Here is a 14523-nt window from a genome sequence, read left to right on the forward strand (position 1 = left end):
TATTTACGACAGAGATCACAGCGTTCACTGAGGAAAACCTTGGTGTAGCAGTGATCTCTGTGTCCCTTGGTTGCAGAGCCTTACCGTAGGAGCGGCGCTCGAGCCGCGAACAGCTGGAATGTTAGTTACGAGGAGCGAGTTTCGAGTTTCGAAGAGCAAAATCCTCGTTCGCTTGTGGTGTTTGTTTTCGCCTTTCGCCTTTCGCCTTTCGCCTTTCGCCTTTCGAAACTCGTTACTCGCTTCTCGCTGTCGCTCGGTTCGCGCCTCCAGTGGCGCACCTACACGTCCCCCTGTTTATGTTTTTCCTCAGTGAACTCCGTGATCTCTGTGGTAAAACAAGGCCTTCAGGGAAGTTGCATCAAGCGCCCGACCAGGGCGGGCAGGGCGGTTTCTACCCGTAATATGCGCGAGCCGAAGTTGTGGCAGGTGAAACCCTGTTTCTGCAACATCTCGATCTCATAGTCTGTCCAGCCACCTTCCGGGCCAATGGCCAGGGTCACCGGGCCGCTCAGGCTGTGAGGCATGGTGGGGAAATTACCCGGATGCGCCAGAATGCGCTGGCTGTTGCCGGCCCAATCATCCAGTTCATCCTCAACAAAGGGGCGGAAACGGGGGGCCAGCTTGAGGGTCGGCAAGACGGTGTCCCGTGCCTGCTCCAGCCCCAGCAGCATCTTTTCGTGCAGTAGCTCATTCTTTAGGTTTGGGGTCTGCCAATAGCTTTTGTCCACCTTCCAGCTGTTGATCAGCACAATCTGCTTGATTCCCAGGCTCGTGGCATCAATCAGGATTCGCTTGAGCATCTTGGGCCGGGGAAGGGCCAGCAACAAGGATAGCCCTGGCGGATTAGCTGGATGAGAACCTGCTTTAAAAAAAACCCCTACATTTTTGTTTTCAATAGACTCTATGGTCGCATAGCCGACTTCCCCATTAAGAATCCCGGCGCGGACTTGCTGACCCACAACGGCGTTGAGAACGCCAAGCACATGGGCAGCCTGACGGGGCGTCAGCTGCCAGCGGTTACCCTCGTGCTGTTGTTCTGGTGTGAGAAGTAGCAGATTCATGGCGCGGATTATGGCACAGGACTGACGTAAATCACTGTTTCCTTGGCCCAAATAGCCCTTTGCGACCGGAATCCGGATTGTTAGAGTGGCCTCCTTGTATCGGATAGCACGAAAGAGTGGAGAAATTCATGCAGTTTCAGGGTACTGACCAATACGTCGCCACTGATGACCTAAAAATGGCTGTCAATGCCGCCATCGCGCTCAAGCGCCCGCTGCTCATCAAGGGTGAGCCCGGCACCGGCAAGACTTTGCTGGCCGAACAGGTGGCCGAATCGCTTGGTCTGCCACTGCTCTCCTGGAACGTGAAATCCACTACCAAGGCTCAGCAGGGACTGTATGAGTACGACGCCGTATCCCGTCTGCGTGACTCCCAGCTGGGTGCCGAAGGTGTGGAAGACGTGGCCAACTACCTGAAGAAAGGCAAGCTGTGGGAAGCCTTCACTCATGAAGGTCAGGTGGTATTGCTGATCGACGAGATCGACAAAGCCGACATCGAATTCCCCAACGATCTGCTCCAGGAGCTGGATCGCATGGAATTCTTCGTTTACGAGACCGGTGAACTGATCAAGGCCAAGCAGCGCCCCATCGTGATCATCACCTCCAACAACGAAAAAGAGCTGCCCGACGCCTTCCTGCGTCGCTGCTTCTTCCACTACATCAACTTCCCTGATGCCGAGACCATGCAGGCCATCGTTGATGTGCATTACCCCGAAATCAAGAAGAACCTGGTCACCGAAGCGCTGCAGATCTTCTTTGACCTGCGCAAGGTGCCAGGCCTGAAGAAGAAGCCCTCCACCAGTGAATTGATCGACTGGCTGAAGCTGCTGATGGCCGACGATATCCCCGAAGATATCCTTCGTAACCGTGACACCAAGAGCGCGATTCCTCCCCTGTATGGCGCCCTGGTGAAAAACGAATCCGACGTGCAGCTGCTTGAGCGGCTGGCCTTCATGAACCGTCGCGAAAGCTGATTACTCCATGCTGATTGGTTTCTTCGAAAATCTGCGACGTTACCGGGTCCCGGTGACGTTGCGCGAGCTGCTGGATCTCTGCAACGCGCTGCACGCCCATGTGGCGTTCGGCTCAGTGGAAGATTTCTACATGCTCAGCCGCGCCGTGATGGTCAAGGACGAGAAGTTCTATGACCGCTTCGACCAGGCCTTCGCCAATTATTTTGAAGGGTTGGAAGCGCTGGAGCCAGACTGGCTTAGCAAGGTGATTCCTGATGAGTGGTTGCGTAAGGAACTGGAAAAGAACCTGAGCAAGGAAGAGTTTGAGAAACTACAAGGGCTGGGCAGCCTGGAAAAGATTCTCGAAGAACTGCGCAAGCGGCTGGAAGAGCAGGAAAAAAGGCACCAGGGCGGTAACAAGTGGGTCGGTACCGGAGGTACCAGTCCGTTTGGTGGCCATGGTGCCAACCCGGAAGGGGTGCGCATGACCGGCCCTTCCCGGAACAAGAAGGCGGTGAAGGTCTGGGAGAAGCGGGAATTCCGCAATCTGGATGATTCCGTCGAGCTGGGTACCCGTAACATCAAGCTGGCACTGCGCCGGCTGCGCAAGTTTGCCCGTACCAGCAACCAGGAAGAACTGGATCTGGACGACACCATCCGCTCCACCGCTGCCAATGCCGGTCTGCTCGACATCAAGATGCGTCGCGAGCAGGAAAACCGCGCCAAGGTGTTGCTGTTCTTTGATGTGGGTGGCTCCATGGATCCCTTCATCAAGATCTGTGAAGAGCTGTTCTCTGCCGCCCGGGTAGAGTTCAAACATATGGAGTACTTCTACTTCCATAACTTCGTTTACGAGTACGTGTGGAAGGATAACCGTCGTCGCTGGGACGAGAAGATGTCCACCTGGGATGTGCTGCACAAGTACGGCAGTGACTACAAGGTGATCTTCGTGGGAGATGCCGCCATGAGCCCCTACGAGGTGAATTCCGTGGGTGGCAGTGTGGAGCACTGGAACGATGAGGCCGGCGCGGTGTGGTTTCAGCGTATCATGGAGACCTTCGAGAAGGTGGTGTGGCTCAACCCGGAACCGGAGCGTGCCTGGCAGATGACCACCTCAACCCAGTGGATCAAGCAACTGGTGGAACACAACATGTTCTCGCTGACCCTGGAAGGCCTGGAAAAGGCCATGCGACACTTGAGCAAGTAGGGCAGCCAGATGCTGGATGCCTGAGGCTTGACGTAAAAAAGGCCGGACTAATGTCCGGCCTTTTTGTTTCGTCCGGCATCAGGCATACATTCATGCCACTTCTATTATCTTCACCGGTTCACCATCGGTGATATGCAAATGATCAATGTAGTCGGCAAGGGCGCGTAGCTGGTTGTCGTCCAGGTCGGGCAGGGTTTTCTTCAGCATCAGACGCATCGCGCCTTTCACAGCAGAGGTCGCAGCGCCTGCCATCTTGCGCAGTACGATACCCACCTCAAGCAAGCGAACAGAATCATTGATATACACCTCAACAGCCTGGTCTGTTAGCTGGTCCAGCACGCCCATGGCTACAGGAATGTATTCACTGGGCGTTTCTCCACGCAAGCCTGCCAACAGCGCCTTAATCTCTGTAGAGAGTCCATCCGTTACCGGCACCCCCATCCAGGGCTGAACGTCGCCTTCAACTTCAACATCCAGCATCAACCCCGCCACGTGTTCCCCCATAGGGCGCAACTGCAAGTTGTCCATTTTCTTCAGTGAAGCACTGGCGATGGAGGTGCCTGCCTTGTTGATGGTGCCCGCTGTGCTGCGTACCAGTTTGGCCATGAAGTTCTTCATTTCCAGTACCTCGATCAGGTTCAGGAGAAACCCGTTGAGAAGATCCTCGATCAACAAATCAATTGTGGACATGGCGAGCTGCCTCTGGGGTTCATCAACACCCGCATGCAGGTTGATGATCAGCTTCTCGGTTTCAGTGCGCAGCTCTGACGAGCAAGGGAAGGCTACAAAGGGCTGTGTCATTGATAGGCTCTCGATACGTTGAAGTCTGCAACGAGAGAATAGGGAGGAGGACCCTGGTGAGACAATGACGAGCAATTGTCTCCATCGTTATCTTTTGCCAATCGGTGCGTGTAATTGCATCCCGCTTGTCGGTTACCGCAGCCCTTCTGAACCTTGTTCGCAGAGCCCCATGGCCTGTATACACCTGCATCATTATAGTGCGCGCCTTTCGCGCTCCGCAGGCATGAAAAAACGCCCACAAGGCAACCTATAACCAAACACCAGGGATAGCGGAGCTCCCCAACACTGCCGTAATCCGGCAGAGACCAGGAGAATGCAATGTCCAGGGTGCAATCCACCTTCTGGATGGCGGCATTAGCGGTGGCGAGCGTGTCCACCCCGGCACTGGCTGACAATACCCAGGCCGAAATCCGTCGTCTTCAAGATCAAATCGACTCACTCAAGGCAGAAATCGCCGGCGAACCGGCAAGGTCCCTGTCCCTCCCGCGTCTTGCGGTTTATGGCAAAGTCAGCGTCGATGCCATTTACGACGACCGCAACGCCGGTCTCGATGAACTGCTCATCCCTAGCACCATCCCCATGGGCAACAACGATCAACAGAACTTCGCATTGCATGGCAAGAACAGCCAGCTGGGCGTGCGGGTAGGGGACAAATCTGGCCCTCATGTCGTGTTTGCGGCTGACCTTTTCGGCAGCATCGACAGTTATGAACTGCGGGTACGTGATTTCTACTACAAGCGTGGCGGCTTTCAGGCCGGCTACGGTTACACCAAGCTGCTGGATGGGGCTGCCTGGCCACTCAGCCTGGATGCCCAGGGCCCCAACAGTGCCATCTTTGCTCGTCAGACGGGTGTCAGTTGGCAGGGCGATAACCTGTTTGTCTCAGTGGAAGACCCCAACAGTGAAATCTACGATCCACAAAACCTCACCAGTGCAGCAGGCCGTCGCCCGGATGTAATTGTCGGCTGGCAGCAAAACCTGCCCCAGGGCCATGCCCGTCTGGGGATGGTAAGCCGTGAGATCGGCGTGGAATTCGCCAATGGCGATCAGGAATTTGCCCAGGCAGGGGGCGCGGTTATCAGTGGCTCCCTCGCCCTGGGTGAGGGCGTCCGGTTTCTGGCCAGCGCCAGTGGCGGCAAAGGTTTCGCACACTATTACAACGACCTTTCCGGTTTCGGTGACGGAGGTATGGACGGCTATGTCTTTGCTGATGGGCTGGAGGCATTGGAAACCGCCGGAGGCTATATCGGTGCCGAATGGCAGATGGCCCGAGACTGGACACTGGCTTCCGTCGCTGGGCAAATCGACATTGAATCCGATGATCGCCTGCCAGATGAAGCCATGCGCCGCACCCGCTACGGCACGTTGTCACTGGTGTACCAGCATACGCCACGCCTCAGCTATGGTGCGGAAGCCTCCTATGGCATGCGTGACAATCAGGCAGGAGAGCGGGCGGAGGTTCCCCGTGTTCAGCTCAACTTCACCTACCGGTTCCTGCACGAAAACCGCAACTGATCAGAGCCGGTTACCGATCAAACCCCGCTGTGGGAGCGTGCCTGCACGCGATGAGGCATTTCAAACCGCACCATCGTCTGCAGGCAGACTCCCACAGAAGAGGAGAGGGCGCCCTGTGGCCGTAGGAGCCAGCCTGCTGGCGATACTGTGCTGATCAGAAACCATCCCGTAGCGGAAAAAGACACAGCATCATAGGGCGCGCCCCCAGTTATTAAGCGTCTTCCAACCCCAGGCTGGCATTGAATCCTACAGGCCTGTGGCTCACTTTGCGTTTTGAATAATCAAAAAACACAAACCCCGATTTGGCACGAAAGACCTCAGATCCATCCTGCCGCCGGGTAGCCCGCAGCAGCATGTCACCGCCGTATTTATTGATATCAGCCAGGGCGAGCTCCAGATCCAGTTCGTCACCATGGAAGGCTTCAGCGATATACATCAGCATCAGGTCGGAGTTGACGATACTGATGCCATCCACCACACAGCCGGGAAAGCCGAGGCTGGCAAACCAGGCGTCGCGACAATCACCAATGATGGTGACCACCTTGTCGTGGGCGAGGTGGCCGGCGATATTTTCGTGGTCTTTGCCGATGACCATGCGGTAGTGAAAGATCGGGTTGTAAGGAAACTGGATATTCACTCGCATGTTGGTTCTCGGGCTGGGTTGTGGGAAAAGTGTTGTTTGACACCCGTGCAGCCACAGGTATACGCCAATATGTCGCCAGGCGGGCGTGATGGTACAGGAGGGGGGCCATGTTGGCCGCGGCATGACCCACTGAATTATCTCAAATACTTAATTTAACATAATATACATTATGCAGACTAAATGGTGCCCATGTTATATGTAGCGGCTCCCTCAGCCTTTGATCCCGTTTTCACATTCTCGTCTCTTCAATCAGCTTACAAGTAAAGCCTGTAAACATTAACGATTCATGTTTGCATCTGTTGCTCATGACCCGTTTAATCGCTGCTAATACGGGGTTTTCCACTTTCTGCCGAAATTGCTGACGGAGTTTTGATGTTGCTGCGTGCTTTGCGCTCGACCTGGCTGGTGACCGGTCTGTTGCCTTCATTTGTTTTCGCTGGCGATCCTGTGCCTGTGTCCGTCGCTGCAGTTGAAATGCAGCAGCCTGTGCGCGAATTGCTCATCAACGGCACGCTGGCCGCCGATCAGGCATCACGTCTTTCTCCCTCGGTTTCTGGCTTGGTGAGCCGCCTGCATGTGGATATCGGTTCCCGTGTGGAATCTGGTGATGTGTTGCTGGAGCTGGACCCGGAACTGAATCGTTTGGCGCTGCAGCAAGCTCTCGCTACCTTTAACCAGTAAAAGACGACGCTGGCGGATCTGGAGCGTCAACTTGCCGAGGCTAGCAGCCTGATCGCCAAGCGCAGCATTGCCGCCAGCGAGGTACGCAGCCTGGAAGCACAGGTAGAAGCCGGCAAGGCCGCCTTGGCGGCCAGCCAGGCCGACGTGGGCCGGCAGCAGGCGTTATTGGCGAGACACACCCTGAAAGCCCCGTTTTCCGGAGTGATCAGCGGCAAACTGACAGAGGTCGGCGAGTGGATCACTCCGGGCACTCCCGTGTTCGATCTGGTCGGTACTGGACAGTTACATGCGGATTTTGCGGTTCCACAACGCTACTACAGCCAGATTTCCTCTCAAACCGCCCTCACCGTTCGCCAGGAAAACGCTCCGTCCAATAATCTGTTAACCGATACGGCCGGCATTCCAGCGACCATCTCTGCCATCGTTCCGGTGAGCGATCCTTCTGCTCGCACTTTCATCTTGCGCGCCAGCATTGATGCAGAGGGACTTACGCCGGGTATGGGAGTGTTCGGCTCTCTGGCCATTCAGTCGCAACAGGCAGAGCCGGTGGTGCCTCGTGACGCTTTGCTCCGCGACGTACAAGGCAATGTGTCCGTGTGGTTGGCGGTAGAAGATGAAGAGCATGGCCTGGTGGCACAGCGCCGTGAGATCAAGGTACGACCAGGCCAGTCCGATCCGGTCATCGTCACCGATGGCTTGCGCCAGGGGGATCAGGTGGTAATACGCGGCAATGAAAGCCTGCGTGAAGGTGATGCCGTGCTGGTGACCCAATAATGTTCGAGAAGATTGTTCGCAATGGCACCCTGATGACAGTCATCGTACTGATCATCACCCTGTTGGGAGTGCTCGCTGCCCTGCGCATTCCGGTCCAGATGATTCCTGATCTGGAGGTGCGAACCATCACAGTGGTAACCCAATGGCCAGGAGCAACGCCTCAGGATGTGGAGAAGGAAATTCTTATCGAACAGGAGGAATTTCTTCGTAATCTTCCCAACCTGCGGCGCCTCACCGCCACCGCCCACAGCGATGAGGCGGAGATCGAGCTGGAGTTTCCGTTCGGTGTGGATATCACGGATGCCCTGATTCGGGTCAACAATGCCCTCAGCCAGGTGCCCTCTTATCCCGACACTGTGGATCAGCCGCAAATCCTGTCCACTTCATTTTCCAGCAATTCGTTCATGTATTTCAGTGTCTATCCCCTGCCCGGCAATCCTCGCGGGCTGGATATGGACATGATGCGCGATTTCATCGATGACGAAGTCCGCGCGCGCATGGAAAGCGTGCAAGGGGTTTCCATGGTGCAGATGCGCGGTGGTGCCCAGCGGCAAATTCAAGTTCATCTGGACGCCCAGTCCCTTGCCCAGTTCGGTTTGACCGTTGTGGATGTTCGCGATGCCCTGCGGGCCCGAAACCGGGATGTATCCGGTGGCGAACTGGATAGCGGCAAACGACGTTATCTGCTTCGTACCGTGGGGCGTTTTGGCACGCTTGAGGACCTCAACAATCTGATCCTTTTACGTCAGGGGGATTCACTGGTCAGGCTGCAAGATGTGGCGTCCGTAACTCTGGACCATTCACCGGTGCGAGAGGTGTCCCGCTACAACGGTAATCCGGTGATCACAATGGCGGTGCGCAGGGAGACCGGATCCAATGTGATCGACATTAAATATGCCATGCTGGATCAGGTCGAGCTGATTCGCGAGGAGGTGCTGAAACCTGCAGGCATGACCATGTCGCTGATTTCCGATGATGTCCGTTATGTAGAAGCCTCAGTGGCCAATGTCTGGACCAACCTCGCTATCGGCGCTGCATTCGCCACCTTGGTGATGTTCCTTTTTTTGCGTTCAGTGCGCATCACGGCGGTGGGCGTTATCGGCATTCCCATCTGCACCATTGCGGCCTTTCTCGGGCTGCTGATTGCCGGCCGAACCATCAATGTGATTTCCATGGCCGGGATCGCGTTTGCCATCGGTATGACGCTGGACAATTCCATTGTGGTGCTGGAAAGTATCGAAATGGAATGACGCCGGGGACTGGACCGCATCAAGGCGGCCATCAGCGGCATCCAGAAAGTCTGGCCGGCGGTATTTGCTTCCACCATGACCACTTTGCTGGTGTTCCTGCCGGTGGTATTTATTCAAGAGGAAGCAGGTCAGCTTTACTCAGACATCGCCATTGCCGTATCGGCTTCGATTCTGGTGTCCATGCTGGTGGCCATGACAGTGATCCCTACCCTCTCTGCCCGGCTCGATTTTTCAGCAGTGATTGATCACGACGGCCAACACAGCCGCTGGATGAACGCTATCAATCAATGCGCCTCCTGGCTGTCCGCCAATCGCAAGCGACAAAGCACCACGCTGCTGGCAACACTGCTGGTGGCCGCGGCCATCGTGGTGTTTCTCACCCCGCCGGCGGAATATCTCCCGGAGGGAGAGGAGCCGAAAACCTTTGCCAGCATGAATGCCCCTCCGGGGTACAACCTGGAAACCATGATGGAGATCGCCGCGGAGGTAGAGGCGCAATTGCTGCCGCTGGTGGGGGCAGATCCGCAGGCGTTTGAGCGCGGCGAGCTCTCAATACCGCCCATGAAATATATCAATATGGGCGTCAGTGCCGAGAACATGCGCATCATCGCTGAGCCGGTGGCCCCCGCCCACATGGAGCCATTGATGGACGGGCTAACCCGGGTTTACCAGCAATATCCGGGGATGCGTGCCTTCGCGGCTCGGGGTTCGATCATTTCCAGTAATGATGGCGGTACCCGCAGTGTCACCCTGGATATTGCCGGAGCAGATCTGGCGCAAATCTATGATGTAGCCAGGACCCTGTACCGGGAAGCGGAGAGTGTCTTCGACAATCCTCGCATCCAGTCCCAGCCTGCCAGCCTTTCGCTGGCACAACCGCTGGTGGAAATTCGTCCGGACTGGTCGAGGGCGGCACAAGTGAGGTTCTCAACCCAGGACCTTGGCTACACCGTGGCGGCCCTCACCGATGGCGCTTTTCTTGATGAATTTTTCATGGGTGACGATAAGATCGACATCTATGCTTACAGCCAACAATCCGGTACCGCGCCCAGCCTGACCGCCCTCCCCGGCCTGCCGGTACACACACCGATCGGGGCCACCGTACCGCTATCTTCCCTGGCCGATCTGCAGGAGACGGTGGACACCAGTGTGGTCCGCCGGGTCAACGGACGTCGTACGGTGACACTGAGCATTATCCCTCCTCGAGCCGTTGCCCTGGAAACCGGTGTAGAACAAGTACGGGCCATGGTGCAGCGGCTCCGTGACCAAGGGGTGATACCTGACACCATCAGCATTTCCCTGTCCGGTGCCAGCGACCAGCTGCAGGCCACGCAGCAGTCCCTGAGTGGCAACTATGTGGTCGCCTTGCTACTGGTCTACCTGTTGCTGGTCGCCATTTTCCGTCACTGGGGCTCCCCCCTGCTCATCATGACCACCATTCCACTGGGCATCGCCAGCGGCCTGCTGGGCCTGGCACTGATGAATGCAGCCGGTATCAGCCAGCCCTTTGACATGATTACCATGCTCGGTTTCCTGATCCTGATGGGCACCGTAGTGAACAATCCGATCCTGATCGTCCATCAATCAACAGAAAACCTGCGAGCAGGCTGCGCTCCTGCCAAAGCCGTGAGTGATGCGGTTGCCACCCGTTTGCGACCGATAGCCATGACCACCATCACCACAGTGTGCGGACTGGCTCCACTGGTGTTGATTCCCGGCGAGGGCACGGAGCTTTACCGTGGCGTAGGCGCGATCGTGTTGTTTGGCCTGCTGGGCAGCGCCATCGTGACGGTAACCTTTTTGGCCGCATTGACAGCGTTGGTGCTGCGACCACAACGCGAAGAGAGTTCTCCAGCGGATTGATCCACATTCAACCGGCCCTTCACCCGGTGCGAGTGTCTGTGGCAACATCAATGGCATTACCAAGGATGGGTTATGCCTGCTTTAAGCGAACATACATCCAAAGCTGCCAGGGAGGTGGCTATTGCCAATATCCGCTGGCGACACGAGCGCGTCGCCTCGATAATGGCGCGGCTTCCTGCCATTTCCCTTCTTCCAGCATTGCTGCTCGACTGGTTGACCGGCCACCGTACGGCGTCATCTCCAACCCTGACCGCCTCTACCAACATCCGCCATGTCTTTTTTTCAGGTCCATTCCCTACCGACAACGTCATCCGATTGCTACAGGAAGCGGTCAGGATTCACTGGTTTGTATGTGGCACAAATAACCCGGCTCATCAGTGCCAGTGTGATGCGGTAGGCATGGGACAAAATGTCCATATAAAAAACATGGCTTTACTATCGCCATTGGGCTTATAGCTAAATAGTATAGCCTTATGTTCACATAGTGCCGATAGCCTCAGATGTCGCGAACGGTACAGATAATGATCAAGGCGCTAACCGCTCACAGAAACCCTTGATCTGTATCAAAAAGAGCGAGAGACGTGCCTGCTAGAGTCGCGGGCAGAATCAACCGGAAGGAAACGCACATGGAAAACGCTGTTGCTTCGCCACCCTACAATTACAGGGTTGTCCGGCAATTCACCGTGATGTCGGTGGTCTGGGGTATCGTCGGGATGCTGGTGGGGGTAATCATCGCCGCCCAGTTGGCTTGGCCTGCCCTGAATTTTGAGGTGCCTTGGCTGACATTTGGTCGCCTGCGGCCGCTGCACACCAACGCGGTGATTTTTGCGTTTGGTGGCTGTGCGTTGATGGGCACCTCATACTATGTGGTACAGCGAACCTGTAACGCCGTGCTGGCTTTCCCCAAACTCGCTGCCTTTACCTTCTGGGGCTGGCAGGCAGTGATTGTGGCTGCCGCGATTTCCTTGCCGCTGGGTTTCACCAGTGCCAAGGAATATGCGGAGCTGGAATGGCCCATCGATATTCTGATCACCCTGGTGTGGGTGGCCTACGCCATTGTTTTCTTCGCCACCATCGCGCGACGCAAGCAGGCACACATCTATGTGGCTAACTGGTTCTATGGCGCCTTTATTATTGCCATTGCCCTTCTTCATGTAGTCAACAACCTGGAGATCCCGGTCTCCGCCATGAAGTCCTATTCCGTCTATTCCGGTGCTATCGATGCCATGGTGCAGTGGTGGTACGGTCACAACGCGGTGGGCTTCTTCCTGACCGCCGGTTTCCTCGGCATGATGTACTACTACATCCCGGTTCAGGCACAGCGGCCGGTGTATTCCTATCGTCTTTCCATTGTGCATTTCTGGGCCTTGATTGCCGTTTACATGTGGGCTGGGCCGCATCATCTGCACTACTCTTCCCTGCCTGACTGGGCTCAGTCTGTCGGCATGGTGTTCTCCATTGTGCTGCTGGCCCCCAGCTGGGGCGGCATGATCAACGGGATGATGACCCTGTCTGGTGCCTGGCACAAACTACGTACCGATCCGATCATCCGCTTCATGATTGTTGCCCTGTCTTTCTATGGCATGAGCACCTTCGAGGGCCCGATGATGTCGATCAAGACGGTCAACGCCTTGAGCCATAACACCGACTGGACTATTGGCCACGTGCATTCCGGTGCGCTGGGCTGGGTTGCCATGATCACCATCGGTGCTATCTACGTGATGATTCCGCGCCTGTTCGATCGCAAGCAGATGTACTCCATCAGCTGGATCAATGCGCACTTCTGGTTGAGCACCATCGGCACTGTCCTGTACATCGCCTCCATGTGGGTATCCGGCATCATGCAGGGCCTGATGTGGCGTGCGGTGAATACCGACGGCACCCTCACCTACAACTTCGTGCAGGAACTGGTTGAGCGTCAGCCGTTCTACATTATCCGTCTGCTGGGTGGGGTGATCTTCCTGGCCGGGATGGTGCTGATGGCCGTGAATGTCTACAAGACCATTTGCGGTGATCGCGATGTCCGCGGCGACGATAACGTGATGCAGGCAGCCTGAGGAGAACGACATGTCCAATGCCCATGAAGTAGTGGAAAAGAATGTCGGCCTCATGATTGTGCTGACACTGATTGCGGTGAGTTTTGGGGGGCTGGCGGAAATTGTGCCGCTGTTCTGGCAGAAGGCCACCACCGAGCCACTTGAAACCCTGCGCCCCTATACCGCGCTGGAACTGGAAGGTCGGGATATCTATATCCGTGAAGGGTGCCATGTGTGTCACACCCAGATGGTTCGGCCTCTGCGCGCAGAAACCGAGCGTTTTGGCCCCTATTCTGTTGCTGGTGAAGATGTATGGGAGCACCCATTCCTGTGGGGCTCCAAGCGTACCGGTCCGGATCTGGCGCGTGTGGGTATTCGCCCGATTACAGAGCAGTGGCATCGTGAGCACCTTCGCGATCCTCGTCAGGTGGTGCCAGAGTCCAATATGCCCGCGTATCCCTGGCTTGAAACTACGCCTGTGAACTGGAAACACACTGAACGCAAACTGCGGGTTTTCAAAGACATGTTCGGCGTGCCCTACAGCGAAGAAGATCTGAATCAGCAGCTTGCCAAAATTGAAGGTGAATGGGCTGAAGCCACAGAAGAGGACGCTCTTGTCGCCTACCTGTTATCCCTTGGCCAGGAACGCAAGGAGGTTGTCCAATGAGTTACCACGCCTTGTTGACACTGGTGTTCTTCGTGACGTTCATCGTCATGGTGGGCTGGGTATATCGCCCGGGACGAAAGCAGGATTACGAGAAACTGGGTGAGATTGCACTGGAAAAAGATCGCAATCACCAAGGGGGTGAGCAATGAGCGATTTCTGGAGTTGGTTCATTATCGTAATTGTTGTTCTCAACTTGCTCGGCTGCGCGGGTCTCTTGCTGTGGAACAAATCCATCTCCCCCGAGGAGGCAGCGAAGGAAACCACCGGGCATACCTTCGATGGCATCGTTGAGCGCAACTCACCCCTGCCGCGCTGGTGGCTGGGTCTTTTTATCGGCACCCTGATTTTTGCCTGCGTATACCTGGCATTGTATCCAGGCCTGGGCAAGTTCGATGGCATGCTGGGCTGGACCAGCAGTAACCAGTACGACAGCGAAGTCGCACTGGTGGAGCGTCAAACCGGCCCCTTGTTCGAGCAATATGCCCAGGTGCCGATTGAGGAGTTGATCAATTATCCAGAAGCACTGGCTGTGGGTGGCCGGCTGTTCGCCAACAACTGTGCTATCTGTCATGGTTCGGATGCACGAGGTGCCAAAGGCTACCCGAATCTGACCGATGACGACTGGCTATATGGTGGTGAGCCCGAACAAATCGTCACCAGTATCACCGCCGGTCGCCATGGCATGATGCCACCCATGGCGGCAGCTGTTGGCAATACCGACGAAGCGGTTCGCGACATGGCAATCTATGTGCAAAGCCTGAGTCGACCTGATCTCGCCAAGGATGCACAGAAGGCTGCAGCAATAGAGCGGGCAAAACCAAAATTCATGGTTTGCGCAGCCTGTCACGGGCCGGATGGCTCAGGGAACCAGATGTTGGGAGCCCCGAATCTGACGGATGCAGTGTGGCTCTATGGTCCTCGCATCGAAGATATCGAGCACACCATCAAACAGGGGCGCAGTGGCAATATGCCAGCGCACGAGAACCTGCTTTCCCCCGAGCGCATTCACGTGATTGCCTCCTACGTGTATAGCCTCTCCCACCCTGCACAGCAGTAACGCACGCAGGTAGGACAA

The 14523-nt window shown here is 56.1% G+C and carries 13 protein-coding genes and 1 pseudogene; 11 read left to right on the forward strand and 3 right to left on the reverse strand.

From position 1 onward, the window contains the following. Positions 1–344 precede the first annotated feature (344 nt). Positions 345–1061 carry a 16S rRNA (uracil(1498)-N(3))-methyltransferase gene (locus tag Y5S_RS05230; protein ID WP_035231022.1) on the reverse strand — a complete coding sequence of 239 codons (717 nt, stop codon included), beginning with the start codon at positions 1059–1061 and terminating at the stop codon, positions 345–347. Between the two features lie 128 nt (positions 1062–1189). Between Y5S_RS05230 and Y5S_RS05235 the strand changes: the two genes are divergently transcribed. Beyond that, positions 1190–2032, forward strand: a complete 843-nt coding sequence (locus Y5S_RS05235; protein ID WP_035231023.1) for an AAA family ATPase — start codon at positions 1190–1192, stop codon at positions 2030–2032. A 7-nt stretch (positions 2033–2039) separates the two neighbouring features. Then, the gene (locus tag Y5S_RS05240; protein WP_035231024.1) at positions 2040–3218 is read left to right on the forward strand and encodes a vWA domain-containing protein; all 1179 of its coding nucleotides are present in this window, start codon (positions 2040–2042) and stop codon (positions 3216–3218) included. Between the two features lie 90 nt (positions 3219–3308). On the opposite strand, the gene Y5S_RS05245 is transcribed toward Y5S_RS05240, so the two are convergent. Next, on the reverse strand, positions 3309–4019 hold the full coding sequence (locus Y5S_RS05245) for a hypothetical protein (RefSeq protein ID WP_035231025.1): 711 nt from the start codon (positions 4017–4019) through the stop codon (positions 3309–3311). A 318-nt stretch (positions 4020–4337) separates the two neighbouring features. On the opposite strand from Y5S_RS05245, the gene Y5S_RS05250 reads away from it, so the two are divergent. Beyond that, positions 4338–5534, forward strand: coding sequence for a hypothetical protein (locus tag Y5S_RS05250; protein ID WP_035231026.1), 1197 nt, complete (start codon positions 4338–4340; stop codon positions 5532–5534). 211 nt (positions 5535–5745) lie between these two features. Here Y5S_RS05250 and Y5S_RS05255 read toward each other — a convergent pair whose 3' ends face one another. Further along, positions 5746–6177 (reverse strand): thioesterase family protein, encoded by a 432-nt coding sequence (locus Y5S_RS05255; RefSeq protein ID WP_052041411.1) that lies wholly within the window; start codon positions 6175–6177, stop codon positions 5746–5748. A 372-nt stretch (positions 6178–6549) separates the two neighbouring features. Here Y5S_RS05255 and Y5S_RS19410 point away from each other — a divergent pair, with 372 nt between their 5' ends. From Y5S_RS19410 to ccoP, 8 genes and pseudogenes are all read left to right on the forward strand, one after another. Next, the gene (locus Y5S_RS19410; protein WP_052041412.1) at positions 6550–6858 is read left to right on the forward strand and encodes an efflux RND transporter periplasmic adaptor subunit; all 309 of its coding nucleotides are present in this window, start codon (positions 6550–6552) and stop codon (positions 6856–6858) included. Positions 6859–6867: 9 nt separating this feature from the next. Next, positions 6868–7632 (forward strand): efflux RND transporter periplasmic adaptor subunit, encoded by a 765-nt coding sequence (locus Y5S_RS05260; protein ID WP_081939678.1) that lies wholly within the window; start codon positions 6868–6870, stop codon positions 7630–7632. Beyond that, a pseudogene (locus tag Y5S_RS05265) lies at positions 7632–10745 on the forward strand (efflux RND transporter permease subunit). Before Y5S_RS05260 ends, Y5S_RS05265 begins: the two are co-directional and overlap by 1 nt. 72 nt (positions 10746–10817) lie before the next feature. Then, positions 10818–11201, forward strand: a complete 384-nt coding sequence (locus Y5S_RS05270; RefSeq protein WP_035231027.1) for a hypothetical protein — start codon at positions 10818–10820, stop codon at positions 11199–11201. A gap of 170 nt (positions 11202–11371) precedes the next feature. Further along, a complete protein-coding gene (gene ccoN / locus Y5S_RS05275; protein WP_035231028.1) occupies positions 11372–12802 on the forward strand; it encodes a cytochrome-c oxidase, cbb3-type subunit I in 1431 nt (476 codons plus the stop codon). A 10-nt stretch (positions 12803–12812) separates the two neighbouring features. Continuing rightward, positions 12813–13448, forward strand: coding sequence for a cytochrome-c oxidase, cbb3-type subunit II (ccoO, locus tag Y5S_RS05280; protein ID WP_035231029.1), 636 nt, complete (start codon positions 12813–12815; stop codon positions 13446–13448). Further along, positions 13445–13597: a cbb3-type cytochrome oxidase subunit 3 gene (locus Y5S_RS05285; protein WP_035231030.1), complete on the forward strand. Its 153-nt coding sequence runs from the start codon at positions 13445–13447 to the stop codon at positions 13595–13597. Before ccoO ends, Y5S_RS05285 begins: the two co-directional genes overlap by 4 nt. Continuing rightward, positions 13594–14505, forward strand: coding sequence for a cytochrome-c oxidase, cbb3-type subunit III (ccoP, locus tag Y5S_RS05290; RefSeq protein WP_035231031.1), 912 nt, complete (start codon positions 13594–13596; stop codon positions 14503–14505). Before Y5S_RS05285 ends, ccoP begins: the two co-directional genes overlap by 4 nt. The last annotated feature ends 18 nt before the right edge of the window (positions 14506–14523 follow it).

Origin of the sequence: Alcanivorax nanhaiticus, assembly GCF_000756665.1 — a bacterium.
Lineage (GTDB): Bacteria > Pseudomonadota > Gammaproteobacteria > Pseudomonadales > Alcanivoracaceae > Alcanivorax > Alcanivorax nanhaiticus.